Origin of the sequence: Bordetella bronchiseptica (genome assembly GCF_900636925.1) — a bacterium.
GTDB classification, from domain to species: Bacteria; Pseudomonadota; Gammaproteobacteria; order Burkholderiales; family Burkholderiaceae_B; genus Bordetella; species Bordetella pertussis.
In genome coordinates, this window is the sequence record NZ_LR134326.1 from 3708912 (window position 1) to 3730898 (window position 21987).

Here is a 21987-nt window from a genome sequence, read left to right on the forward strand (position 1 = left end):
GGGGGGATGGACCCTTCTCGCTTTACCAGCTGTACCGGTAGCCCGCGTGGAAGGTCCACGGCATGGCCAGCTTCGGGCCCTTGGAGTACTCGTACGAGGCATACAGGCTGTGGCCGCGGCCCAGCGCGGCGGCCATGCCCAGGCCCAGTTCGGCGCGCGTGCCGCGCAGTTCGGTGCGGTGCGCGATGCCGTTGGTGCGTACCGTACCCGCGCCGTCGAACTCCTGCAGCACGCTGGCCTTGATGTATGGCTGCACCTGCCTGCCGCCTGCCAGTTCGATGCGCTTGCCGACCTCCAGGCCCAGGCGACCCAGCACCGAGCTGCCGCCTTCGTCGCGCACCCGCAGGCCATTGGCCGCGCGGTACGCACCGCCGCCGACCCGGAACACCGCCAGCTCGGCCTGCGGCTCGAGGAACCAGCCGTCGGCATGGGCGAAGCGCCGGCCCGCCTCGAGCGAGGCGCCTACCCCATGGGTGCGGTACTTGCCCTTGACCGCGTACCCATCGCTGCCCGCCACCTTGAAGTCATTTTCGAGGCGGCTGGCGCGCAGCGTCGCGTCCAGGTAGAAACCGCTGTTGGCGATATAGGTGGCATAGCCCCCGACATGCACGCTGTCGGTGTGGCCGCCGCCGTCGCCGGTAAAGCCGCGGTCGCCGCGCGTATAGCCGGCCAGCCCGCCCAGGTGCCAGCGCCCGCCGGCCACCGCCACCGCGTGGTCGGCGCCCAGCTCGAAGCCGGCCACCTTCTGGTCGAAGCGCCGCCCGGCGCGGTTGTCCAGTTGCTGGCGTTGCGCGAAGCCGCGGCCCCAAGCGCCGCCGGCGTCCGGATTCAGGCGCAACTCGCCCAGGCGCTTGGACAACGCATTGCTTTCGGCGTACCAGAGCGTGCTGGCCAGGCCCACCCCACCCGTGTTGACCGCCGCGTTGGCGGCGGCGGACAACTCCCTGCCCGCCGGCGGTTGCGGCGCCGGCGCTTCCGGCTGCCTCTGTGGCGGCTGCGGCGGCTGCGGCGGCTGCGGCGGCTGGGGACCGGGCTGGGGACCGGGCTGCGGCGCGGGCTTGGGCGCCGGCGGCGCCTTCGCGCCCACCAGGCTCCACTGCCCATTGCCGTTGGCGGCCAATCGATAGCGGTAGGTACCGATATCGACCTTGCCGTCCTTGTTGGCAAGGGTAAAGGTCGCCGCGCTGCCTCGTGGCGTCTGCACCAGCAGCATGGTGTTGGCGCTGGCCGGCTCGCTGCCGCTGTTGCGGACCCACAGCCTGTGCTGGCCGCTGGCGTCCCGCATGACGACCAGCTTGTCGCTCAGCCCCAGGTCCGCGAAGACATTCATGCGGAACAGCCCCGAACCCGCCAGCGTATCGACCATCAGGACCTTGAACCGCCCAGCTTCGGCCGGCTGCTGGAAATCGACGCTGCCGTCGCTGGCCAGCCGCAGCGCGCCGACGTTCGAGTTGTCCGTCATGACCCAGGTGGCGTTGTCGATGGACAGCGAGTCGACCGCGCGGGTAGCGCCCGTCCATCGGGCCTGGCTGGCCAGCGCCACGTCGAGCGGCCCGCTCGACGCGCCTGGAATGGGAGGCAGCTCCGTCGCGACGATGTCGCCCTGCCCCTGGGCGCCGCCCGCCAGCGTCAGCTTCACGGGCTCCGGCAGGACCCGGTACAGCAGCGCCCTCCCCTGCGCCCGTGCGCCCGCCTGCAAGGTGATCGACAGGGGCGAGGCCGGAGGCGGGAAGCGACGCGCGCCGCCGCCGGTCTCGATGACATTGCCGTGCGGTGCGGACAAGCTGCCGCCCGACACCGTCACCCTGGCGCCGCGGCCCGCCCGGATCGCGGCGCCCAGCTGCGGCGCCTCGACGATCGACTGAGCGAGGTCCACGGTGGAGTCCGATACATCCACGCCATACCAGCCGTCAAGGAGGGGGCCGAAGCCGCCGGGAACGGCACCGCCGGGAACCGCACCGCCTGGAACCGCACCGCCGGCAGGCGCGTCCCCCCGCCGTATCGTCGCGCGCTGCAGATGCACGATCGCCCCGTCCATGGCCGCCACCCCCGCTGCCCGCCCCCCGGTGATGTGCCCGCCATCAACCGTAAGCTCATTGGCCCCGAATACAGACACCGCCGCGGGCGCGCCGCTGGCGGGCACGGCGGTCACGCTGGTGTCGCCCAGCACCACCCGGCTGGGCGGAAGGTCTTCCGGCTGCAGCGGCTGCAGGGTGCCGATATGCAAGCCCCCGTCAACGATGGTGCTGCGTTGGACCGTGACATTGGCGCCGCGCTCGACCCGCACGCCGCCCGCGCCCTGCAGGGTGCTGTCGGCGATGCTGGCCTGGGCCTGCTCGCCGGCCACATAGAGCGCGATGCCGTCGTCGTCCCGGGTGTCGCTGACGTTGGCCAGCGTGGCGTGATCGGCGACCAGCTTGCCGGCCTTGACGGTGACGGTGCCCAGAAAGCGCCGGACGCCTTCGTCGAACAGCTGTCCCGAAGACGTGACGCTGCCGTTCTGGAACCGCAGCTCGGCCGCGGGATTTTCCAGCAGGACGCCCTGGGCCTGACGACCGCTTACCTTGATGGTCGTTCCGGTGGCGGTCCGTACGCCGGCGCCATCGCTTTGCTTGATGTGGATGCCGTGCTGGCGCTCGCCGGCCTTGATGATGGACTGGTTGTTCCAGTCGGCGTACGCGGCGGGCGCGGCGCCCAGCGCGCCCAGCGCCATGGCCAGTGTGGTGCGGCGCAGGGGCGCCGCCTTGACAATGCGTGACAGAGACATGTTCATTGGATGCCGGGTGAAGAGCAGACGCCCGCCATGCCCGCACCGCGATGGAACAGGGAAGAATGGGCGCAGCAAACGTACGAAGAACGCCATCCAGAACCGCTGCAATGCACGGTATTTGCCGTGTTACAGCGACGCATCATCGATGGCAGGAGGAAAATTCTGCCGTCCGAGATACGTGCCGTAAGCAATCAAACGCGCACAAAATAAAGTAAGAATTCCGATATAGATGTAGGTTTTTAGAGTCGCGCACGGAACACGCAACGGCCCTGTGCCCGGTCCCGCCCCGCCCCGCCGGCCAGGGTGCCTGTCCCCGCGGATGCCCGGTCCCGCCCCGCCGGCCAGGGTGCCTGTCCCCGCGGGGACAGGCACCCGCTTGGAGCGGCCCGGCGGCAAAGGTCGCGCCCCCACGCTGCGCCCGCTGTGCGGGCTTGCTGCCCCCCGAGGGGGCTTTTTTGCCTTGGAGCGGCCCGGCGGCAAAAAAAGGCCCCCACGCTGCGCCCGCTGTGCGGGCTTGCTGCCCCCCGAGGGGGCTTTTTTGCCTTGGAGCGGCCCGGCGGCAAAAAAAGGCCCCCACGCTGCGCCCGCTGTGCGGGCTTGCTGCCCCCCGAGGGGGCTTTTTTGCCTTGGGGCGGCCCGGCGGCAAAAAAAAACCGCCTGCAAGGCGGTTTTCCTGTGGGCGGGCGGATCCGCGCGGCGCGCTACTCGGCGTGCTTTTGCGTGGTGCCGAAGATGCGGTCGCCGGCATCGCCCAGGCCGGGCATGATGTAGCCGTTTTCGTTCAGGCCCTGGTCGATCGAGGCCGTGTAGATCTGCACGTCCGGATGCGCCGTGAGCACGGCGTCGATGCCTTCGGGCGCCGAGACCAGGGTCAGCGCCCGGATTTCGCGACAGCCGGCCCGCTTGAGCATGTCGATGGCGGCGACCATGGAACCGCCGGTGGCCAGCATCGGGTCGACGATCAGGGCCAGGCGCTGGTCCAGCTCGCCCACCAGGCGTTCCAGGTAGGTATGCGCCTGCAGGGTTTCTTCGTTGCGGGCCACGCCGACCACGCTGACCTTGGCGCCCGGGATCAGGCTCAGCACGCCGTCGAGCATGCCGATGCCCGCGCGCAGGATGGGCACCACGGTCACTTTCTTGCCGGCGATCTTGTCGACCTCGACGGTGCCGCACCAGCCTTCGACGCTGGCGGGCGCCAGCGGCATGTCCTTGGTCGCCTCGTAGGTCAGCAGGGCCGCGACTTCCTGCGACAGCTCGCGAAAGCTCTTGGTGCTGAGGTCGGCGCGGCGCATGATGCCCAGCTTGTGGCGAATCAGCGGATGGCGGATTTCATGCACAGGCATGTGCGGAATCTCCAGTAAATGGCTCTCGAATGGCCGGCGGCACGGGCCGCCGGCGGGAACAGAAGGATTTTAAGCCGGTTGGCGGGCAATCACTGTTCGGCCAGCCAGGCGACCAGCGCGTCGTCGAACGACCGCACGGCGGCCGCGTTCTCGTGGTTGACCATGCTGACCACCACGTAACGCTTGCCGCTGGCCCCCAGTACATAGCCGGCCACCGCCCGCACATCGCGCAGCGAGCCGGTCTTCAGGTGGGCCATGCCCTGCGCGCCGTTGCCCTTGAGGCGCCGCCGCACCGTCCCGTCCACGCCGGCGATGGCCAGCGACGAGATGAATTCCGGCATCAGGGGCGAATTCCAGGCCACCGTGAGCATGGACGCCAGGCTGTCGGCCGACACCCTGCCCTCGCGCGACAGCCCGGAGCCGTTGTCGATCACCAGTTCGGGCATTTCCAGCCCCTGCGCGCCCAGCACGGTGCGGGCGACCACGCCGCTGCTCTCGACGGTGGCGGGCCGGCGGCCGCGCTCGGCGCCCAGGGTCAGCAGCAGGGTGCGCGCCATCACATTGTTGCTGCGCTTGTTGATGGTGCGGATCGCCTCGCCCAGGGTGGGCGAGTCGTGGCTGGCCAGCACCACGGCGTCCGGCGGCACGACGCCGCTGCGGATCTGGCCCTTGAGGGTGCCGCCCAGTTCGCGCCAGAGCAGGCGGAACACCGCGCTGGCGTACTCGGGCTGCGACAGCGCCAGCCGGTACAGGCTGAACTCGCCGCACGAGCCGGCCACCTTGCCGCTCAGGCGGATGGACACGCCCTGCTGGGTCACCACCGGCTCGGTGCCGACCACCGGCGGCCCCGGACAACGCACGTCGCTCCACTCGACCGCGCCTTCCAGGCGCAGGCCCGGCAGCGGCGGATCGATCATCGGCACCCATTTGCGCGCCGCGGCGTCGGGCGTGAACAGCAGGCGTTGCGCGCCGAAGCCCACCATCAGAGCGTCCGGGCTGGCGTTGTAGGCCCGGTCGGAGGCGCCGTCGAAGGCGCCGGGATCGATGGCCACCTGCCCGAAAATGCTGCGGTCCACCACCAGGTCGCCGATCTGCTTGACGCCGCGCAGCCGCAGCTCGCGCAACAGGGCCCACAGATCCTGCAGCAGCAGTTGCGGGTCGCCGCCGGCGCGCAGGTACAGCGGCCCGCGCAGCACGCCGTGGGCATCGGGCCGGTTGCCGGGCTCGGTCAGGAATTCGGTGCGCCACGCGTAGCTGGGCCCCAGCTCGGACAGCGCGGCCCAGGTCGTCACCAGCTTCATGACGGAAGCCGGATTGCGCGGCTCCTTGGCGTTGAGCGTCGCCAGCCGCGGGCCGTTGATCTCCTGCACCACCAGCGAAAGGGACTGGTCGGGCAGCTTGGTCGCCTTCCAGGCCGCCACCAGACTGGACGGCAGGCCCTGCGCCGCCGCGCCGGCGGCGCCCAGCGCCAGCATGACGCCGGCCAGCCATTGTTGCCACTTGCCTTGTTTGCCTGCCCGCCGCATCGCTCCCTGCCTGTTACATGTTCTTTCGCTCAAGAATGCAAGCATACCTAAGCTGGCGCGCCGCGGCGCACGCGGACACATTTTCGGCGCCGCTGCCTGGCCGGCGGGCCGCGCGGGCCCCTCGCATACAATAGCGGGCTGTCCAACGCGGCCGCCATTGGCCGCGGCTTTCCATAGAACGTATCGCGTGCCCACCCCTCTTACGCTTGCCGATTTCGACTATCACCTGCCGCCCGAGCTGATCGCCCAGAGCCCGGCCGCCGAGCGCGGCGGCAGCCGCCTGCTGCACCTGGACGCGGCCAGCCGGCTGCACGATCGCCGCTTTCCCGACCTGGCCGGGCTACTGCGCCCGCACGACCTTCTGGTGTTCAACGACACGCGCGTGATCAAGGCGCGCCTGACGGGCCAGAAGGCCACCGGCGGCAAGGTCGAGGTGCTGGTCGAACGCATCACGGCGCCGGACCGCGCGCTGGCGCACGTGCGTGCCAGCAAGTCGCCGGGGCCGGGCATGCGCCTGCGCCTGGCCGAGGCCTTCGAGGCCGAAGTGCTGGGCCGCGAGGGGGAGCTGTTCGACCTGCGCTTTCCCGCGCCGGTGCTGGACCTGCTCGACGCCCACGGCGCCACGCCGCTGCCCCCCTACATCACGCATGCGGCCGACGCGACCGACGAACGGCGCTACCAGACGGTCTATGCGCGCGAGCCGGGCGCGGTCGCCGCGCCCACCGCGGGCCTGCACTTCGACCAGCCCATGCTGGAACAATTGACCGCCCAGGGCGTGCAACGGGCCTTCGTGACGCTGCACGTGGGCGCCGGCACCTTCCAGCCGGTGCGGGTGCAGAACCTCGCCGAGCACATCATGCACGCCGAGTGGTACACGGTGCCCGAAGCCACGGTGGCCGCCATCGCCCGGGCGCGGGCGCACGGCGGGCGCATCGTGGCGGTGGGCACCACCAGCGTGCGCGCGCTGGAATCGGCCGCCGCCCAGGCGCAGGACGGGCCGCTGGCCGCCGCGCAGGGCGATACGCGGCTGTTCATCACGCCCGGCTACCGCTACCGGATCGTCGACGCCCTGCTGACCAATTTCCACCTGCCGCAATCCACGCTGCTGATGCTGGTGTCGGCGCTGGCCGGCGTGGCGCCGATCCGCCGCGCCTACGCCCACGCGGTCGCCGAACGCTACCGCTTCTTCAGCTACGGCGACGCCATGTTCATCGAGACCCCCGCCCCATGACCGGACTGCAATTCGAACTGCTGGCCACCGACGGCGGCGCCCGCCGCGGCCGCCTGACGCTCAACCACGGCGTGGTCGAGACCCCCATCTTCATGCCGGTCGGCACCTACGGCAGCGTCAAGGCCATGCTGCCGCACGAGCTCAAGGAGATCGGCGCGCAGATCGTGCTGGGCAACACCTTCCACCTGTGGCTGCGTCCCGGCACCGCCATCATGGAAAAGCACGGCGGCCTGCACGGCTTCATGCAATGGGACAAGCCCATCCTGACCGACTCCGGCGGCTTCCAGGTGTTCAGCCTGCAGGGCATGCGCAAGATCACCGAGGAAGGCGTGAAATTCGCCTCGCCCATCGACGGCGCGCGCCTGTTCCTGACGCCCGAGGAGTCGATGCGCATCCAGCGCTCGCTGAATTCCGATATTGTCATGGTTTTCGACGAGTGCACGCCGTACGAAATCGATGGCCGGCCCGCCAGCGTCGACGAAGCGGCCCGCTCGATGCGCATGTCGCTGCGCTGGGCGCGCCGCTCGCGCGACGAATTCGACCGGCTGGGCAACCCCAACGCGCTGTTCGGCATCGTGCAGGGCGGCATGTACGAGGCGCTGCGCGACGAGTCGCTGGCCGGGCTGGCCGAAATCGGCTTTCACGGCTACGCCATCGGCGGACTGTCGGTGGGCGAGCCCAAGGAAGACATGATGCGCATCCTGGCGCATGTCACGCCGCGCCTGCCGGCGCAGGCGCCGCGCTACCTGATGGGCGTGGGCACCCCCGAGGACCTGGTCGAGGGGGTGGCGCGCGGCGTGGACATGTTCGACTGCGTCATGCCGACCCGCAACGCGCGCAACGGCTGGCTGTTCACCCGCTACGGCGACGTCAAGATCCGCAACGCCAGGTACCGCGACGACACGCGCCCGCTCGACCCCAGCTGCGCCTGCCACACCTGCGGCCACTTCTCGCGCGCCTACCTGCACCACCTGCAGCGCGCCAACGAAATCACCGGCGCGCGCCTGAACACCTTGCACAACCTGCACTTCTACCTGGCCATCATGGAAGAAATGCGCGAGGCGATCGCCGCCGGCCGCTTCGAGGCCTGGCGCGCCCAGTTCGCCGCCGATCGCGCGCGCGGGGTCGACTAGGGCCGGCCGCCCCCCCCGGCGGCGCGGCCCTCGTTGCGCTGCGCCAACATCGCTACAATAGTCGGCTTGCCCTGTCCAAGGCTCGCGCGGGGGACAGGCATACAGACAACCTATATAGACTCGAACAACCAACCAGGAGTACACACCAATGTCTGCTATCGATACCGCTGGCCTCGTGCTGGCCCAGGCCGCGCCGGCCGAAGGCAACGCGCTGATGGGCATGCTGCCCATCGTTCTGATGTTCGTGATCCTCTATTTCCTGATGATCCGCCCGCAGATGAAGCGCCAGAAAGAACATCGCAACATGGTCGCCGCCCTGTCCAAGGGCGACGAGGTCGTCACCTCGGGCGGCATGCTGGGCAGGGTTTCCAAGGTTACCGACAGCTATATCACCGTGGAAGTCTCCGAACTGGCCGACAAGCCGGTCGAAGTGGTGATGCAGAAGACCGCCGTGTCCGCGGTCCTGCCCAAGGGAACCATCAAGGCCCTGTAAGGTCACACAAGGCCCCGCGTGGCGGGGCCTTGTTCCGCTCACCCCCACCGCACGAAGTAGCCGGCAATGAACCGCTATCCCCTCTGGAAATACATCACGGTCCTGGTTGCGGTCGTCATCGGCCTGCTCTATACCCTGCCCAACTTCTACGGCGAGTCCCCCGCCGTCCAGGTCTCGTCCGCCAAGGCGACGATCAAGGTCGACCAGGCCACGCTGGAACAGGTCCAGCAGATCATCGAAAACGCCCAGTTGCCGGCCGACAGCGTCTACTACGAGCAGAACGGCACGCTGGGCACGGTGCGCGCGCGCTTTCCGTCCACCGACGTGCAGCTGCAGGCGCGCGACCTGATCGACCGCACGCTCAACACCGTGGCCGGCGACCCCCACTACACCGTGGCGCTGAACCTGCTGCCCGCCTCGCCGCCCTGGATGCGGTCGCTGGGCTGGTTCGAGCCCAAGCCCATGTACCTGGGCCTGGACCTGCGCGGCGGCGTGCACTTCCTGCTGCAGGTCGACATGCAGGGCGCCCTGACGGCGCGCTATGACTCGCTGGTGGCCGACGTGCGCAGCGCGCTGCGCGACCAGAAGGCCGAAGTCGGCGCCATCGAGCGCTCGGGCCAGTCGGTCGTGGCCACTTTCGCCACCGCCGAACAACGCGACCGCGCCCGCGACGTGCTGCGCTCGCGCCTGCCCGACCTGCAGTTCACCGAAACCAGCGACGGCGGCAAGCTGCAACTGACGGGCATGCTCAACCCGGCCGCGGTCACCCGCGTGCAGGACACCGCCCTCAAGCAGAACATCAACACCCTGCACAACCGCATCAACGAGCTGGGCGTGGCCGAGCCGGTCATCCAGCAGCAAGGCGCCGACCGCATCATCGTGCAGCTGCCCGGCGTACAGGACGTGGCCAAGGCCAAGGAGCTGCTGGGCCGCACCGCCACGCTCGAGATCCGCATGGTCGACGACAGCCCGGCGGCGCAATCGGCCCTGGCCGCCGGCAGCGTGCCGTTCGGCCTGGAGCGCTACACCGACCGCGACGGCCGCCCCCTGCTGGTGCGCCGCCAGGTGGTGCTGACCGGCGAAAACCTGCAGGACGCCCAGCCCGGCCGCGATGGCCAGACCCAGCAGCCGGCCGTGCACCTGACGCTGGACTCCAAGGGCGCGCGCATCTTCCGCGACGTCACGCGCGACAACATCGGCAAGCGCATGGCCATCCTGCTGTTCGAGAACGGCAAGGGCGAAGTCGTCACCGCGCCGGTCATCCGCAGCGAAATCGGCGGCGGCCAGGTGCAGATCTCGGGCAGCATGACCGCCGAGGAAGCTGCCGACACCGCGCTGCTACTGCGCGCCGGCGCGCTGGCCGCGCCCATGTCCATCATCGAGGAGCGCACCATCGGCCCCAGCCTGGGCGCGGACAACATCGCCAAGGGTTTCTACTCGACGCTGTATGGCTTCATCGCGATCGCCATCTTCATCATCGTGTACTACCACCTGTTCGGCATCTTCTCGACCATCGGCCTGACGGTCAACGTGCTGCTGCTGCTGGCGCTGCTGTCGATGCTGCAGGCAACCCTGACCCTGCCCGGCATCGCGGCCATCGCCCTGACCCTGGGCATGGCCATCGACGCCAACGTGCTCATCAACGAGCGCATCCGCGAAGAGCTGCGCAACGGCGCCACGCCGCAACAGGCCATCCACCATGGCTTCGAGCGCGCGTGGGGCACCATCCTGGACTCCAACCTCACCACGCTGATCGTCGGCCTGGCGCTGCTGGCGTTCGGCTCCGGCCCGATCCGCGGCTTTGCCGTGGTGCACTGCCTGGGCATCGTCACCTCGATGTTCTCGTCGGTGGTGGGCGTGCGCGCGCTGGCCAACCTCTGGTACGGCCGCAAGAAGAAGCTGTCGAGCATTTCCATCGGCACCGTCTGGAAACCCAAGGCAAACTGATCGATGCGGGCGGCCCGGCCGCCTGCCATCCTGATACGCAAGGCGAAACATGGAATTTTTCCGGATTCATCGCACCATCCCGTTCATGCGCCATGCCCTGGTGCTGAACATCATCAGCCTGGTCACGTTCCTGGCGGCCGTGTTCTTCATCATCACGCGCGGCTTTCACCTGTCGATCGAGTTCACCGGCGGCACGGTCATGGAGGTCAGCTATGCCCAGACCGCCCAGCTCGACCAGGTGCGCACGGCCATCGGCACGCTGGGCTACACCGACTTCCAGGTGCAGAACTTCGGCACCTCGCGCGATGTCATGATCCGCCTGCCGATCGCCGAAGGCCAGACCTCGGCCACCCAGAGCGAAACCGTGATGAGCGCGCTGAAGGCGGCCGATCCGGCGGTGGAGCTGCGCCGGGTCGAGTTCGTCGGCCCGCAGATCGGCCAGGAGCTGCTGCACAACGGCCTGATGGCGCTGCTGGTCGTGGTGATCGGCATCATGGTCTACCTGGGCCTGCGCTTCGAATGGAAGTTCGCCGTGGCGGGCGTGATCGCCAACCTGCACGACGTGGTCATCATCCTGGGCTTTTTCGCGTTCTTCCAGTGGGAGTTCTCGCTGGCGGTGCTGGCCGGGGTACTGGCGGTGCTGGGCTACTCGGTCAACGAATCGGTCGTCATCATGGACCGGATCCGCGAGAACTTCCGCAAGTACCGCAAGGCCTCGGTACAGGAAGTCATCAACAGCGCGATCACCCAGACGATCTCGCGCACCATCATCACCCACGGCTCGACGCAGATGATGGTGCTGGCCATGCTGTTCTTCGGCGGCCCCACCCTGCACTACTTCTCGCTGGCGCTGACCATCGGCATCTGGTTCGGCATCTACTCGTCGGTGTTCGTCGCCGCCGCGCTGGCCATGTGGATGGGCGTCAAGCGCGAGGACCTGGTCAAGCCGGTCAAGAAGGACGGCGACGAAGTCGAAATCGCCTGAGACCGTTCCCGGTCGTAAAAAAACCCTGCCCGGCCAAATACGGCCGGGCAGGGTTTTTTACATGCAGCCCGATACGCGAGGCGCCTGTCCCCGCATGGGCAGCGACACCTGCGGCCAGGGTGCCTGTCCCCACGGGGACAGGCACCCGAAAGGCGCTTCCCTTCAGCCGCGCTTGCGCCAGCGCCAGGGCGCGCGCAGCGGCCAGGTGCAGCTTGGCGACAGCACGTACGGCTTGATGGCGTAGGCCGCCACCACGGCGATCAGGGCCGCGGCGCAGACGTCCGACAGGTAGTGGTCGCGGTTGATGACCCGGCTGATCGCCACCAGCGCGGCCAGCGCCAGCGCCGGCCAGCGCCAGCGCGGCGCCAGGATGCCCAGCACGGCCGCGACGGCGAACGCCGTCTGGGTATGGCTGGACGGAAACGAATTGAAGGGGTTGCCGGCAAACATGCGGCCCATGCCGTAGATGCCGTCGTCAAGCAGCACTTCGGGGCGCGCGCGCGCCACGACGTTCTTGAGCACCCAGGTCACCAGCCCGCCGGCGGTAAGCGTGGCCAGCAGCAGCATGCCGGCGCGCGCGATTTTCTCGCAGGTCCAGCCCCACGGCACGGCCCAGCCGCGCAGCATGCCTTGCAGGCCGAGAATATAGGCGGCCAGCCCCAGCGCCACGTAAGTGCCGCTGTCGCCCAGGTTGCCGATGTAGTCGAATACCGTATTGACCTGCGGCGACACGCTGCGGTTGATCCATAGCGTCAGCGGCCGGTCGAGCCAGGCGGCGCACCCCAGCAGCAGCAGCACGGGAACCAGGCAACGGCGCAGCAGGCCGGCCAGCCCCTGGCCGGGCAGCCCGGACTTGGGCGGGGGGAAAGCGGTGATCGGTTCTGCGGTCATGGGGGAATGGGATGAGGGCCGGATAGCCGCAACCCGGCGGCCAGCAATAGTACTTGCCAAATACGACACCGCCAAGACCGTCCGCGGGCGACAGGCTAAAATGGGCGGTTTCGTCCACTTACGCCCCCGGGATCTACACCCGTCACGGCGACCGCCATGCAAGAAACCACTGTCAAACGCGACGGCGCCAGCCCGTCCGATGCCGGCACGCCGGCCACCACCGCCCAGGGCCTGGGCAAATTGTATATCCGCACCTTCGGCTGCCAGATGAACGAGTACGACTCGGACAAGATGGCCGACGTGCTGCGCGCCGACCAGGGCCTGGAGCTGACCGACAACCCCGAGGATGCCGATGTCATCCTGTTCAACACCTGTTCCGTGCGCGAGAAGGCGCAGGAGAAGGTGTTCTCCGACCTGGGCCGGGTACAGCACCTCAAGAAGCAGAACCCCAACCTGGTGATCGGCGTGGGCGGCTGCGTGGCCAGCCAGGAGGGCGAGGCCATCGTCAAGCGCGCGCCCTATGTCGACGTGGTGTTCGGCCCGCAGACCCTGCACCGGCTGCCCGACCTGATCAAGCGCCGCCGCGCCCAGGGCGTGTCGCAGGTCGACATCAGCTTTCCCGAGATCGAGAAGTTCGACGCCCTGCCCCCGCCGCGCGTCGACGGCGCCACCGCGTTCGTGTCCATCATGGAAGGCTGCAGCAAGTATTGCAGCTTCTGCGTGGTGCCCTACACGCGCGGCGAAGAAGTGTCGCGGCCCTTCGACGACGTCCTGCTCGAGGTCGCCGACCTGGCCGACCAGGGCGTCAAGGAAGTCACGCTGCTGGGCCAGAACGTCAACGCCTACCGCGGCGCCATGGGCGACAGCGGCGAAATCGCCGATTTCGCCATGCTGCTGGAATACGTGCACGAGATTCCCGGTATCGAACGGATCCGCTACACGACCTCGCATCCGAAGGAAATGACCCAGCGCATGGTCGACGCCTACGCACGGCTGCCCAAGCTGGTGTCGTTCCTGCACCTGCCGGTGCAGGCCGGCAGCGACCGGGTGCTGGCGGCCATGAAGCGCGGCTACACCGCGCTGGAGTTCAAGTCCGTGGTGCGCCGCCTGCGCGCTGCGCGCCCCAGCCTGACGCTGTCCTCGGACTTCATCGTCGGTTTCCCGGGCGAGACCGAGGAGGACTTCCAGAAGACCATGAAGCTGATCGAGGACGTCGGCTTCGACACCTCGTTCTCGTTCGTGTATTCGCGCCGGCCCGGCACGCCGGCCGCCGACCTGCACGATGACACGCCGCAGGACGTCAAGCTGCGCCGCCTGCAGCAGTTGCAGGCGCTCATCAACCAGCAGGCCGCGGCCATCGCCCAGGGCATGATCGGCACCCGCCAGCGCGTGCTGGTCGAAGGCCCTTCGCGGCGCGACCCCAACGAGCTGATGGGCCGTACCGAGAACAACCGTATCGTCAACTTTCCCGGCGTGCCGCGCCTGATCGGCCACATGGTCGACGTCGTCGTCACCCACGCCCACACCAACTCGCTGCGCGGCCGTGTCGCCGGCATCGAACGCGACACATCCGGAGCCGAATGAGCACTTCCCGCAGCCGCGCCCGCCGCACCATGCCCGCCATCGTCAATCTCGATGGCGACAACATCCACCTCGCCAACCTGTGCGGCCCGCTGGACGAGAACCTGCGCCAGCTCGCCGACGGCATGGGCGTGAAACTGGCGCGCCGCGGCAGCCGGGTCACGATAGAGGGCGAACAGGCCGAACTGGCCGGACGGGCCCTGCGGCGCTTTCACGAGCAGGCCACCCACCGCGCGCTGTCGGTCGACGACATCCAGCTCGGCCTGGTCGAGATCGGCGTGGGCCGCCCGGTGGAGGTCCAGGCGGACCCGCGCGAACTGGACCAGACGCTGCCGCCGGTCGACGACGAGAGCGGCGGCGTGGTGCTGCGCACGCGCCGCACCGACCTGCGCCCGCGCACGCCGCGCCAGCGCGACTACATGAACAACATCCTCAAGCACGACATCACGTTCGGCGTGGGGCCGGCCGGCACCGGCAAGACCTGGCTGGCGGTGGCCTGCGCCATCGACGCCATGGAACGCGACACGGTGCAGCGCCTGGTGCTGACCCGGCCGGCCGTCGAGGCCGGCGAGCGGCTGGGGTTCCTGCCGGGCGACCTGGCGCAGAAGGTCGACCCCTATCTGCGGCCGCTGTACGACGCGCTGTACGACCTGATGGGCTTCGAGCGCGTGCAGCGCCTGTTCGAGAAGCAGACCATCGAGATTGCCCCGCTGGCCTACATGCGCGGGCGCACCCTCAACCACGCCTTCGTGATCCTGGACGAGGCCCAGAACACCACGCCGGAGCAGATGAAGATGTTCCTGACCCGGATCGGTTTCGGCAGCAAGGCCGTCATTACCGGCGACCCCTCGCAGGTCGACCTGCCGCGCGGCCAGCAAAGCGGGCTGGCGCATGCCGTGCAGGTGCTCGAGGAAGTCCAGGGCATCGCCACGACCCGCTTCACCAGCCGCGACGTGGTGCGCCATCCGCTGGTGGCGCGCATTGTCGACGCCTACGACCAGGCGGCCGCCAATGGCGACTGAGCTGTCGCTGTCGGTGCAGTACGGCGTGGCCGACGCGCGGCTGCCGCGTTGGCGGCTGCGCCGCTGGGTCCAGTATGCGCTGGCCGGCGCCGCCGGCGACGGGCATGCCGGGCTGGCCGGCGCCGAACTCGGCCTGCGCCTGGTGGGACTGGCCGAGGGCCGGCGCCTGAACCGCGAGTTCCGTGGCCGCGACTACGCCACCAACGTGCTCACATTCGAATACGGCACCGGCCCCGACGGGGTGGCGCGCGGCGACATCGTCGTGTGCGTGCCGGTGCTGGCGCGCGAGGCGCGCGAACAGCGCAAGACGCTGCTCGACCATGCCGCCCACCTGACGGTGCACGGCACCCTGCATGCGCTGGGCTACGACCACATCAAGGCCGGCGAAGCGCGGCGCATGGAGGCCCTGGAGACCGCCGTGCTGGCGCGCATGGGAATCGCCGACCCCTATCTGGCCGCCTGACGGCGCCGCGCAGATTGGCGCCAATGCGCCCCAAATCGGGGAACAATGGCCGCTGTTGTATGCAAAATCGGAGCGCGGCGTAACAACTTGCGCCAAATATTCGGTTATGCTGAATCTTTACCAACTTGTCCGCCTGGACGATGTCCGACCCTTACCCTGCTACCGAGGCGCACGCTCAGCGCGCCGCCAAATCCTCTCCCAAATCCCTGCTGGACCGTCTGCTTTCCCTGGTGCGGCGCGAGCCTGAAGACCGCGAAGGCATCAAGGCCATCCTCGAAGCCGCGCACGAGCGCGAGCTGCTCGACGCAGAGTCCTACGCCATGATCAAGGGCGCGCTGGCCGTGTCCGAGCGCACCGTCGCCGACATCATGGTGCCGCGCTCGCGCATGGATCTGCTCGATATCTCCCAGCCGCTGCCGCAGTTGCTCGCCACCATCATCGAGACCGCGCACTCGCGCTTTCCGGTCTACGAAGACGACCGCGACAACATCATCGGCATCCTGCTCGCCAAGGACCTGCTGCGCTACATGCTCGAGCCGGCGCTGGATATCCGCTCGCTGGTCCGGCCGGCCGTGTTCATCCCCGAGGTCAAGCGCCTGAACGTGCTGCTGCGCGAGTTCCGCGCCAGCCGCAACCACCTGGCGATCGTCATCGACGAGCATGGCGGCATTTCCGGCCTGGTCACCATGGAAGACGTGCTGGAACAGATCGTCGGCGACATCGAGGACGAATTCGACGAGGACGAGGAAGAATCGATCTTCCCCGAAGGCGAGAACCAATGGCGCCTGACTGCCTCGACGGATATCAGCCATTTCAACGCCACCTTTGCCACCGACCTGCCCGACGACGAGTACGACAGCGTGGGCGGCTGGCTGGGCGGCCAGCTGGGGCGCATTCCGCGCCGCGGCGACAGCGCCGACCACGACGGCCTGCATATCGAAGTGGTGCGCGCCGACGCGCGGCGCGCCCTGTGGCTGCGCGTGCGCCGCAACGCGGGCGCACAGCCTCCGGCGAGCGCCGCTGAATGAGCCCGGCCGGCAAGGGGCCAGCCTGGCGCCAACCCGCCATCCTGGCCGCCGCGGGCGCCGCGCACGCACTGAGCTTCGCCCCCGATCCCCTGCCCGCCTGGTCGCTGGCGCCGGTGCAGGTCATCGCGCTGGCGGTGGCCGCGCATGCCAGCTTGCAGGCGCCTTCGGCGCGGCGGGCGCTGGCGCGCGGCTGGCTGTTCGCCATGTTCAGCTTCAGCCTGGGCCTGTACTGGCTGTACGTCAGCATGCACGACTACGGCGGACTGGCCGCGCCGCTGGCGGCCGCGGGCGTGCTGGCGCTGTCGGCGTTCCTGGCGCTGTTTCCGGGCCTGGCCTGCGCCGCCGCGCGCTGGCTGTGCCCGCCCCATTGGGACGCCAGCCCGCCGGCGCGCGCGCGCCGCACGCTCTACACGGCCGCCACCTGGGCCGCCTGCTGGGCCGCGCTCGAATGGCTGCGCGCCGTGGTGCTGACCGGCTTCCCGTGGCTGAACATCGGCTACGCGCACGTCGACAGCCCGCTGGCCGGCTGGGCGCCGCTGCTGGGCGTGCACGGCATGGCGCTGCTGGCCGCCTTCGCGGCCGCCGCGCTGGCCGGCCTGTGGCAATCGGCCTCGGGACGCATCGACAGCCGCCAGGCGCTGGCCGCCGGGGTGGCGCTGCTGCTGGCGGGCGCCGGCTGGCTGCTCGGCCAGTTCAGCTGGTCGCGGCCCGAAGGCAAGCCGCTGCACCTGCGCCTGGTGCAGGGCAACGTCGAGCAGTCGCAGAAATTCGATCCGGCGCTGCTGGAAACCGGGCTGCGGCGGCACCTCGAACTGGCCTCGCTGCCGCCTCGCCCCGGCGAACCCAAGCCCGATCTCATCATCCTGCCCGAAACCGTCCTGCCCGTTTTCCAGGACCAGTTGCCCGCCAGCGTCTGGGACGCCTGGATCGAGGTGGCGCGGCGCGCCGACACCCGCATCGCCATGGGCGTGCCGCTGCACACGCAGCCCGACGGCGCCACGGGGCACCGCTACACCAACAGCGTGATCGGTTTCGACGCCAGCACGCCCGTCGAACAATTGCGCACCGGCACCACCGCCATGCGCTACGACAAGCAGCACCTGGTGCCCTGGGGCGAATACGTACCGCCGGGATTCCGCTGGTTCGTCGACATGCTGGACATCCCGCTGGGCGACTTCGACCGCGGCGCCGCGCGCCAGCCCAGTTTCGGCATCGCGGGCCAGCGCATCGCCTTCAACATCTGCTACGAAGACCTGTTCGGCCCCGAGCTGCTGCCGGCGCTGCAGGATGGCCCCGACGGCCGCCCTGGCGCCACCATCATGGCCAATGTCAGCAACCTCGGCTGGTTCGGCAACACCTGGGCGCTGCGCCAGCACCTGCAGATCGGCCGGCTGCGCACCATGGAAACGGCGCGCCCCATGGTGGCCGCCACCAACACCGGCATCACCGCCGCCATCGATGCGCGCGGACGCGTTGCCGCCGCCTTGCCGGCCGGCCGCGCCGGCGTGCTGCCGGTCGCCGTACAGGGCATGACCGGCCTGACGCCGTACGCCCGCTTCGGCGACAAGCCCGCGCTGGCGCTGATCGGCCTGCTGCTGATTGCCGCGGCGGCGCGCGGCCGCCGGCCGCGCCAGCCCTAGGGCCGGGCCGTCAGCGCAAGCGCCGCCTCGTCGGGCGGCGGCAGCAAGGGCCCGCCGCCCACGCCGGTGCGCGCCAGCGCATCGGCAATCTGGCGCATGTCATCGGAATCCAGCTCCAGCGTCGCCGCGCCCAGCCAGCCATCGACCTGCTCGGCGCTGCGCGCGCCCGCAATGGCGCCGGTGACGCCGGGCCAGGCCAGCGCCCAGACGACGGCAATCGCCCCCACGCTGGCGCCGTGGCGCTGCGCGATCGGCTTGAGCGCATCGGCAAACTCGAGGTTGGCCGCCAGCCGCGGCGCCATGAACTCGGCATTGCGGGCGCGCCAGTCGCCTTGCGGCAAGGCCGCGGCGCGCTCGGCGCTGAAGGCGCCCGACAGCAGGCCCGACTGCATGGGGCTGTAGACGATGACGCCGGTGTCGTGGCTTGCGCACCAGGGCAGCAGGTCCGCGGCGCTTTCGCGGCGAATGGCCGAGAACGGCGGTTGCAGCGTTTCGACGTGGCCCAGCTGCTCGGCCGCCTGCACCTGCGCCAGATTGTGGTTGGACAAGCCGACGTGGCGCACCTTGCCGGCCTGGCGCAGGTCGAGCAGCGCTTGCCAATACACCTCGAGGGGCGTGCCGTCGCCGGCCGGCCAGTGCATCTGGTACAGATCGATGGCTTCGACGCCGAGCCTGCGCAACGATGCCTCGACCTCGCGCCGCAGGCTGTCCGGGGCGCCGATGCGGCGCGGCTTGGCCATGGGGTCGGCGGGCGAGCCCACCAGGCCGCCCTTGGTGAAGACATAGGGCCGCTCCGAAGGCGGCATGCCGGCCAGCGCGCGGCCCACCAGGCTTTCGGAATGGCCCAGGCCGTAGACGGCCGCGGTGTCGATCCAGTTGATGCCGCGGTTCACCGCGTGGCGGATGGCGCGGATGGACTCGCCGTCGTCCTGCGCTCCCCAGCCCACGGACCAGCCCGGCCCGCCTATCGCCCAGGCGCCGAAACCCACGCGCGTGATCCGCATATCGGTGGCGCCCAGCCTCTGGGTGGGAAACGAAGTGCTCATGATGGCGTGCTCCTGCGTGATAGGCATGCGCCCGCGGCCGGGCTGCGCAAAGATTAGGACAGGTCGGCGCCGTACTCAAACCGACGGGCCAGGCGCAAGGCTGGTCCACATCGATTTATTTCCCCCTGACTTGCACGTCACAAAAAACTCGTGCATAATCTCGTTTCTTCGCCAACGGCACTAAACAAACCGGCAACGAAAACCGAAATTTCAGCAGAAATGCGGTTGAGTTACCAGCTTGATTAGGATGTTTTACACCGGGGGTATAGCTCAGCTGGGAGAGCGCTTGCATGGCATGCAAGAGGTCAGCGGTTCGATCCCGCTTACCTCCACCAGTCCAAGGCGAAGTAAAGTAGTACCAGTCCTGTCCCCTTCGTCTAGAGGCCTAGGACATCACCCTTTCACGGTGAGTACAGGGGTTCGAATCCCCTAGGGGACGCCAGTTCGTCTGGCATGGTGTAGAAGCTACGCCGCTGCGGAGCGGTAGTTCAGTTGGTTAGAATACCGGCCTGTCACGCCGGGGGTCGCGGGTTCGAGCCCCGTCCGCTCCGCCAAAAGATTCCGAAAAGCCAGTTGCTCACGCAACTGGCTTTTTTCTTTCCGGGTGCCTGTCCCCGCAGGGGGACTGGCACCCGCAAACTCTCGGGGTGCCCGTCCCCGCAGGGACAGGCACCGATCCGCCTCCGCGCCTGCCACTTCCCGCAGGGACAGGCGCGAACCGCCCCCCCCTGCTGTCGCCCCCGCTTTCCGCAAAAGAGTTGACACTTTTACCGGCTCCTTCTACCTTTACGCCATGAAGGAAAAGCCTATTACCGCCATCGACAAGAATGGCATCGACGCACCGCTGACCGACGTGGTGTACCAACGCATGCTCGACGGCATCTATGCCGGCGGACTGCCCCCCGGCGGCGTGATCAACGAGGTGGAACTGGCGCGCGAATTCGGCGTGAGCCGCGGCCCGGTACGCGAGGCGGTACGCCGCCTGCAGGGCATCCAGATCGTCACCCGCGAACCCTACATGAAGGCGCGCGTGGTCGCGATGTCGGCCGAATCGGCGCTCGAGCTGTTCCAGATGCGCATGGGCCTGGAAGGCGTGGCCTGCTTCCTGGCCACGCAACGCATGAGCGACGCCGACATCGCGCAATTGCAGCGCGACATGGACGCGCACTACCAGAGCTGGGCGGCGCGGCGAGAAGGCGCCCCGAACGGCGAGGAACGCCATTTCGACCTGCACGAGCGCATCGTCCGGGCCAGCGGCAACAAGCGCATCATCGCCGCCCTGTGCGAAGACCTCTATCACCTGCTGCGCATCTATCGCCGGCACTCGGGCTCGGCGCTCGAGCGCAAGGACGACGCCTACGACGAGCATTGGCAGATCGTGCGCGCCATCGCCAGCCGCGATGCGCGCCTGGCCGAATCGCTCATGCGCTCGCACATCGAGCGCGCCGCCAACCACGTCGCCAGCCAATTGTGCGAACCCGCCATCCAATGAACCCTGCCCTGCCTGCCACGCCCTCGGACCGTTTCGCCGCCGGGCTGGCCGAAGTCTGCCAGTTCGTCTCCACGCTGAGCTGGGACGCCATTCCCGACGCCGTGCGCCAGCGCGCGGTGGACGTGCTGTGCGACGATCTGGCGGCCATGGCCGCCGCCGCCCCGGAACCCGAATTGCGCCGCTACGCCGCATTGCTGACGGCGCGCGCCGGCACGGCCGAGTCGCCCCTGCTCAGCCCGGCGCTGCCGCGCGTGGGCCGCATGGAAGCCGCCTCCTGGAATGCCCTGGCCGGCAATTGGTGCGAACTGGACGAAGGATTCCGGCTGGCCATCTGCCATGCCGGCATCTATACCCTGCCCGCGCTGCTGGCCGAGGCCACGGCCACGCGCGCGCGCCTGCGCGACGTGCTCACGGCCCTGACCGGCGCCTACGAGCTGGTCACGCGCTGCGCCATGAGTTTCCATGTCATGCCGCCGCCCGTGCATGGCCACGCGCTGTGGAGCGCGGTCGGCGCGGCGGCCGCGGTATCGCTGCTGCGCGGCCATGACGCGCAGACCTTGCTGCGCGCCGTCTCCGGCGCCATCACCACCGCCAGCATGGGACCGCGTTCGCACCTGATGGCCGGCGTCCTGATCCGCAACGGCTGGGCCGCCGCCGGCGCGGTCAACGGCATGCAGTGCGCCGACTGGGCCGAATGCGGCTTCGGCGGCGCCCCGGCCAGCATGGAGGAAGTCTGCGCGGGCATCGTCAAGGCGAGCCTGCGCGAAGGCGAAATCACGCGCGAGCTGGGCACCCGCTGGTCGCTCTCGCACGGCTACCAGAAACTGTATTCGTGCTGCCAGCACGGGCACTCCGCCGTGCAGGCCTGCCTGGCGCTGCGCGCCGACCCCGGATTCGAGCCGCAGCGCATCCGCGCCATCCGCCTGGACACCCACGCGCTGGCGCTGACCCTGGACACGGTCCACCCCACGACCACCCTGGGCGCGCGCTTTTCCATGCCGCACATGGTGGCGGCCGCGTTGGCGCTGGGCACCGGCAGCGCCGCGGCCTTCAGCCAGTCCACGCTGTCCGACCCGGCCGTGGCCGCGCTGCGCGAGAAGGTGCGCATGCGCCTGGCCGACGCGCCCATGCCGGCGCCGCACGACCGGCCGGCCTGGCTCGAGGTGGAACTGGACGATGGCCAAGTGCTGCGCGCCAGTTGCCTGAGCGCGACCGGCAGCCCCGACAACCCGGTCACGCCGGCGCAGTTCGAGGACAAGCTGGCCCGGCTCGGCGCCGACGTGCTGCCGCGCCTGCCGCAGGCCATCGCGCCCGCGGCCTGGCAGGCGGCGCTCGACGAGGAAACCGGCGCCTGGCTCGCCGCGTTGGCGCGCCAGGCCTGAGAAGGGCGCGCCGC

The 21987-nt window shown here is 69.3% G+C and carries 17 protein-coding genes and 3 tRNA genes; 15 read left to right on the forward strand and 5 right to left on the reverse strand.

What is annotated here, in order from left to right; all coding sequences use genetic code 11:
* Positions 1-22: 22 nt before the first annotated feature.
* The 3 genes from prn to dacB all read right to left on the reverse strand — a co-directional run bounded on the left by prn (position 23) and on the right by dacB (position 5639).
* Positions 23-2773 carry a pertactin autotransporter gene (gene prn, locus EL288_RS17315; protein ID WP_126621995.1) on the reverse strand — a complete coding sequence of 917 codons (2751 nt, stop codon included), beginning with the start codon at positions 2771-2773 and terminating at the stop codon, positions 23-25.
* A gap of 698 nt (positions 2774-3471) precedes the next feature.
* The gene (gene upp / locus EL288_RS17320; RefSeq protein ID WP_003809425.1) at positions 3472-4113 is read right to left on the reverse strand and encodes a uracil phosphoribosyltransferase; all 642 of its coding nucleotides are present in this window, start codon (positions 4111-4113) and stop codon (positions 3472-3474) included.
* 89 nt (positions 4114-4202) lie between these two features.
* Entirely contained in the window at positions 4203-5639 is a 1437-nt protein-coding gene (dacB, locus tag EL288_RS17325; RefSeq protein ID WP_003809423.1) for a D-alanyl-D-alanine carboxypeptidase/D-alanyl-D-alanine endopeptidase, read from the reverse strand.
* 157 nt (positions 5640-5796) lie between these two features.
* Here dacB and queA point away from each other — a divergent pair, with 157 nt between their 5' ends.
* The 5 genes from queA to secF all read left to right on the forward strand — a co-directional run bounded on the left by queA (position 5797) and on the right by secF (position 11428).
* A complete protein-coding gene (gene queA, locus EL288_RS17330) occupies positions 5797-6870 on the forward strand; it encodes a tRNA preQ1(34) S-adenosylmethionine ribosyltransferase-isomerase QueA (RefSeq protein WP_033449351.1) in 1074 nt (357 codons plus the stop codon).
* Positions 6867-8003, forward strand: coding sequence for a tRNA guanosine(34) transglycosylase Tgt (gene tgt, locus EL288_RS17335; protein WP_003809419.1), 1137 nt, complete (start codon positions 6867-6869; stop codon positions 8001-8003). The genes queA and tgt overlap by 4 nt, the downstream gene beginning before the upstream one ends.
* Before the next feature lie 148 nt (positions 8004-8151).
* Positions 8152-8496, forward strand: coding sequence for a preprotein translocase subunit YajC (yajC, locus tag EL288_RS17340; protein ID WP_003809416.1), 345 nt, complete (start codon positions 8152-8154; stop codon positions 8494-8496).
* Between the two features lie 66 nt (positions 8497-8562).
* Positions 8563-10443, forward strand: coding sequence for a protein translocase subunit SecD (secD, locus tag EL288_RS17345; protein WP_003809414.1), 1881 nt, complete (start codon positions 8563-8565; stop codon positions 10441-10443).
* A 49-nt stretch (positions 10444-10492) separates the two neighbouring features.
* Positions 10493-11428: a protein translocase subunit SecF gene (secF, locus tag EL288_RS17350; RefSeq protein WP_033446769.1), complete on the forward strand. Its 936-nt coding sequence runs from the start codon at positions 10493-10495 to the stop codon at positions 11426-11428.
* 162 nt (positions 11429-11590) lie between these two features.
* Here the strand turns inward: secF and EL288_RS17355 are convergent, their stop codons facing one another.
* Positions 11591-12319, reverse strand: a complete 729-nt coding sequence (locus EL288_RS17355; protein WP_003809405.1) for a phosphatase PAP2 family protein — start codon at positions 12317-12319, stop codon at positions 11591-11593.
* Positions 12320-12475: 156 nt separating this feature from the next.
* Between EL288_RS17355 and miaB the strand changes: the two genes are divergently transcribed.
* From miaB to lnt, 5 genes are all read left to right on the forward strand, one after another.
* Entirely contained in the window at positions 12476-13903 is a 1428-nt protein-coding gene (gene miaB / locus EL288_RS17360) for a tRNA (N6-isopentenyl adenosine(37)-C2)-methylthiotransferase MiaB (RefSeq protein ID WP_003809403.1), read from the forward strand.
* Positions 13900-14922 carry a PhoH family protein gene (locus EL288_RS17365; protein WP_003809398.1) on the forward strand — a complete coding sequence of 341 codons (1023 nt, stop codon included), beginning with the start codon at positions 13900-13902 and terminating at the stop codon, positions 14920-14922. The genes miaB and EL288_RS17365 overlap by 4 nt, the downstream gene beginning before the upstream one ends.
* Positions 14912-15385 (forward strand): rRNA maturation RNase YbeY, encoded by a 474-nt coding sequence (gene ybeY, locus EL288_RS17370; RefSeq protein WP_003809396.1) that lies wholly within the window; start codon positions 14912-14914, stop codon positions 15383-15385. Before EL288_RS17365 ends, ybeY begins: the two co-directional genes overlap by 11 nt.
* Positions 15386-15525: 140 nt before the next feature.
* Positions 15526-16413: an HlyC/CorC family transporter gene (locus EL288_RS17375; protein ID WP_033446766.1), complete on the forward strand. Its 888-nt coding sequence runs from the start codon at positions 15526-15528 to the stop codon at positions 16411-16413.
* Positions 16410-18053 carry an apolipoprotein N-acyltransferase gene (gene lnt / locus EL288_RS17380; protein WP_033457163.1) on the forward strand — a complete coding sequence of 548 codons (1644 nt, stop codon included), beginning with the start codon at positions 16410-16412 and terminating at the stop codon, positions 18051-18053. The genes EL288_RS17375 and lnt overlap by 4 nt, the downstream gene beginning before the upstream one ends.
* Here the strand turns inward: lnt and EL288_RS17385 are convergent.
* Positions 18050-19057: an aldo/keto reductase gene (locus EL288_RS17385; RefSeq protein WP_126622044.1), complete on the reverse strand. Its 1008-nt coding sequence runs from the start codon at positions 19055-19057 to the stop codon at positions 18050-18052. The two genes, lnt and EL288_RS17385, sit on opposite strands and share 4 nt — an antisense overlap.
* Before the next feature lie 301 nt (positions 19058-19358).
* Here EL288_RS17385 and EL288_RS17390 point away from each other — a divergent pair.
* The 5 genes from EL288_RS17390 to EL288_RS17410 all read left to right on the forward strand — a co-directional run bounded on the left by EL288_RS17390 (position 19359) and on the right by EL288_RS17410 (position 21973).
* A tRNA-Ala gene (locus EL288_RS17390) sits at positions 19359-19434 on the forward strand.
* Positions 19435-19465: 31 nt separating this feature from the next.
* A tRNA-Glu gene (locus EL288_RS17395) sits at positions 19466-19541 on the forward strand.
* 35 nt (positions 19542-19576) lie between these two features.
* Positions 19577-19653: transfer RNA gene (locus EL288_RS17400), tRNA-Asp, on the forward strand.
* Between the two features lie 239 nt (positions 19654-19892).
* Positions 19893-20591 (forward strand): GntR family transcriptional regulator, encoded by a 699-nt coding sequence (locus tag EL288_RS17405; RefSeq protein WP_126621996.1) that lies wholly within the window; start codon positions 19893-19895, stop codon positions 20589-20591.
* Positions 20588-21973: an MmgE/PrpD family protein gene (locus EL288_RS17410; protein WP_003809386.1), complete on the forward strand. Its 1386-nt coding sequence runs from the start codon at positions 20588-20590 to the stop codon at positions 21971-21973. Before EL288_RS17405 ends, EL288_RS17410 begins: the two co-directional genes overlap by 4 nt.
* The last annotated feature ends 14 nt before the right edge of the window (positions 21974-21987 follow it).

Coding starts and splice junctions, on each gene's coding strand:
- EL288_RS17355 (WP_003809405.1), bottom strand. CDS start 12,319: ATGACCGCAGAACCGATCACCGCTTTCCCCCCGCCCAAGTCCGGGCTG.
- EL288_RS17405 (WP_126621996.1), top strand. CDS start 19,893: ATGAAGGAAAAGCCTATTACCGCCATCGACAAGAATGGCATCGACGCA.
- yajC (WP_003809416.1), top strand. CDS start 8,152: ATGTCTGCTATCGATACCGCTGGCCTCGTGCTGGCCCAGGCCGCGCCG.
- tgt (WP_003809419.1), top strand. CDS start 6,867: ATGACCGGACTGCAATTCGAACTGCTGGCCACCGACGGCGGCGCCCGC.
- EL288_RS17375 (WP_033446766.1), top strand. CDS start 15,526: ATGTCCGACCCTTACCCTGCTACCGAGGCGCACGCTCAGCGCGCCGCC.
- miaB (WP_003809403.1), top strand. CDS start 12,476: ATGCAAGAAACCACTGTCAAACGCGACGGCGCCAGCCCGTCCGATGCC.
- secD (WP_003809414.1), top strand. CDS start 8,563: ATGAACCGCTATCCCCTCTGGAAATACATCACGGTCCTGGTTGCGGTC.
- prn (WP_126621995.1), bottom strand. CDS start 2,773: ATGAACATGTCTCTGTCACGCATTGTCAAGGCGGCGCCCCTGCGCCGC.
- lnt (WP_033457163.1), top strand. CDS start 16,410: ATGAGCCCGGCCGGCAAGGGGCCAGCCTGGCGCCAACCCGCCATCCTG.
- ybeY (WP_003809396.1), top strand. CDS start 14,912: ATGGCGACTGAGCTGTCGCTGTCGGTGCAGTACGGCGTGGCCGACGCG.
- EL288_RS17410 (WP_003809386.1), top strand. CDS start 20,588: ATGAACCCTGCCCTGCCTGCCACGCCCTCGGACCGTTTCGCCGCCGGG.
- upp (WP_003809425.1), bottom strand. CDS start 4,113: ATGCCTGTGCATGAAATCCGCCATCCGCTGATTCGCCACAAGCTGGGC.
- EL288_RS17385 (WP_126622044.1), bottom strand. CDS start 19,057: ATGCGGATCACGCGCGTGGGTTTCGGCGCCTGGGCGATAGGCGGGCCG.
- dacB (WP_003809423.1), bottom strand. CDS start 5,639: ATGCGGCGGGCAGGCAAACAAGGCAAGTGGCAACAATGGCTGGCCGGC.
- secF (WP_033446769.1), top strand. CDS start 10,493: ATGGAATTTTTCCGGATTCATCGCACCATCCCGTTCATGCGCCATGCC.
- EL288_RS17365 (WP_003809398.1), top strand. CDS start 13,900: ATGAGCACTTCCCGCAGCCGCGCCCGCCGCACCATGCCCGCCATCGTC.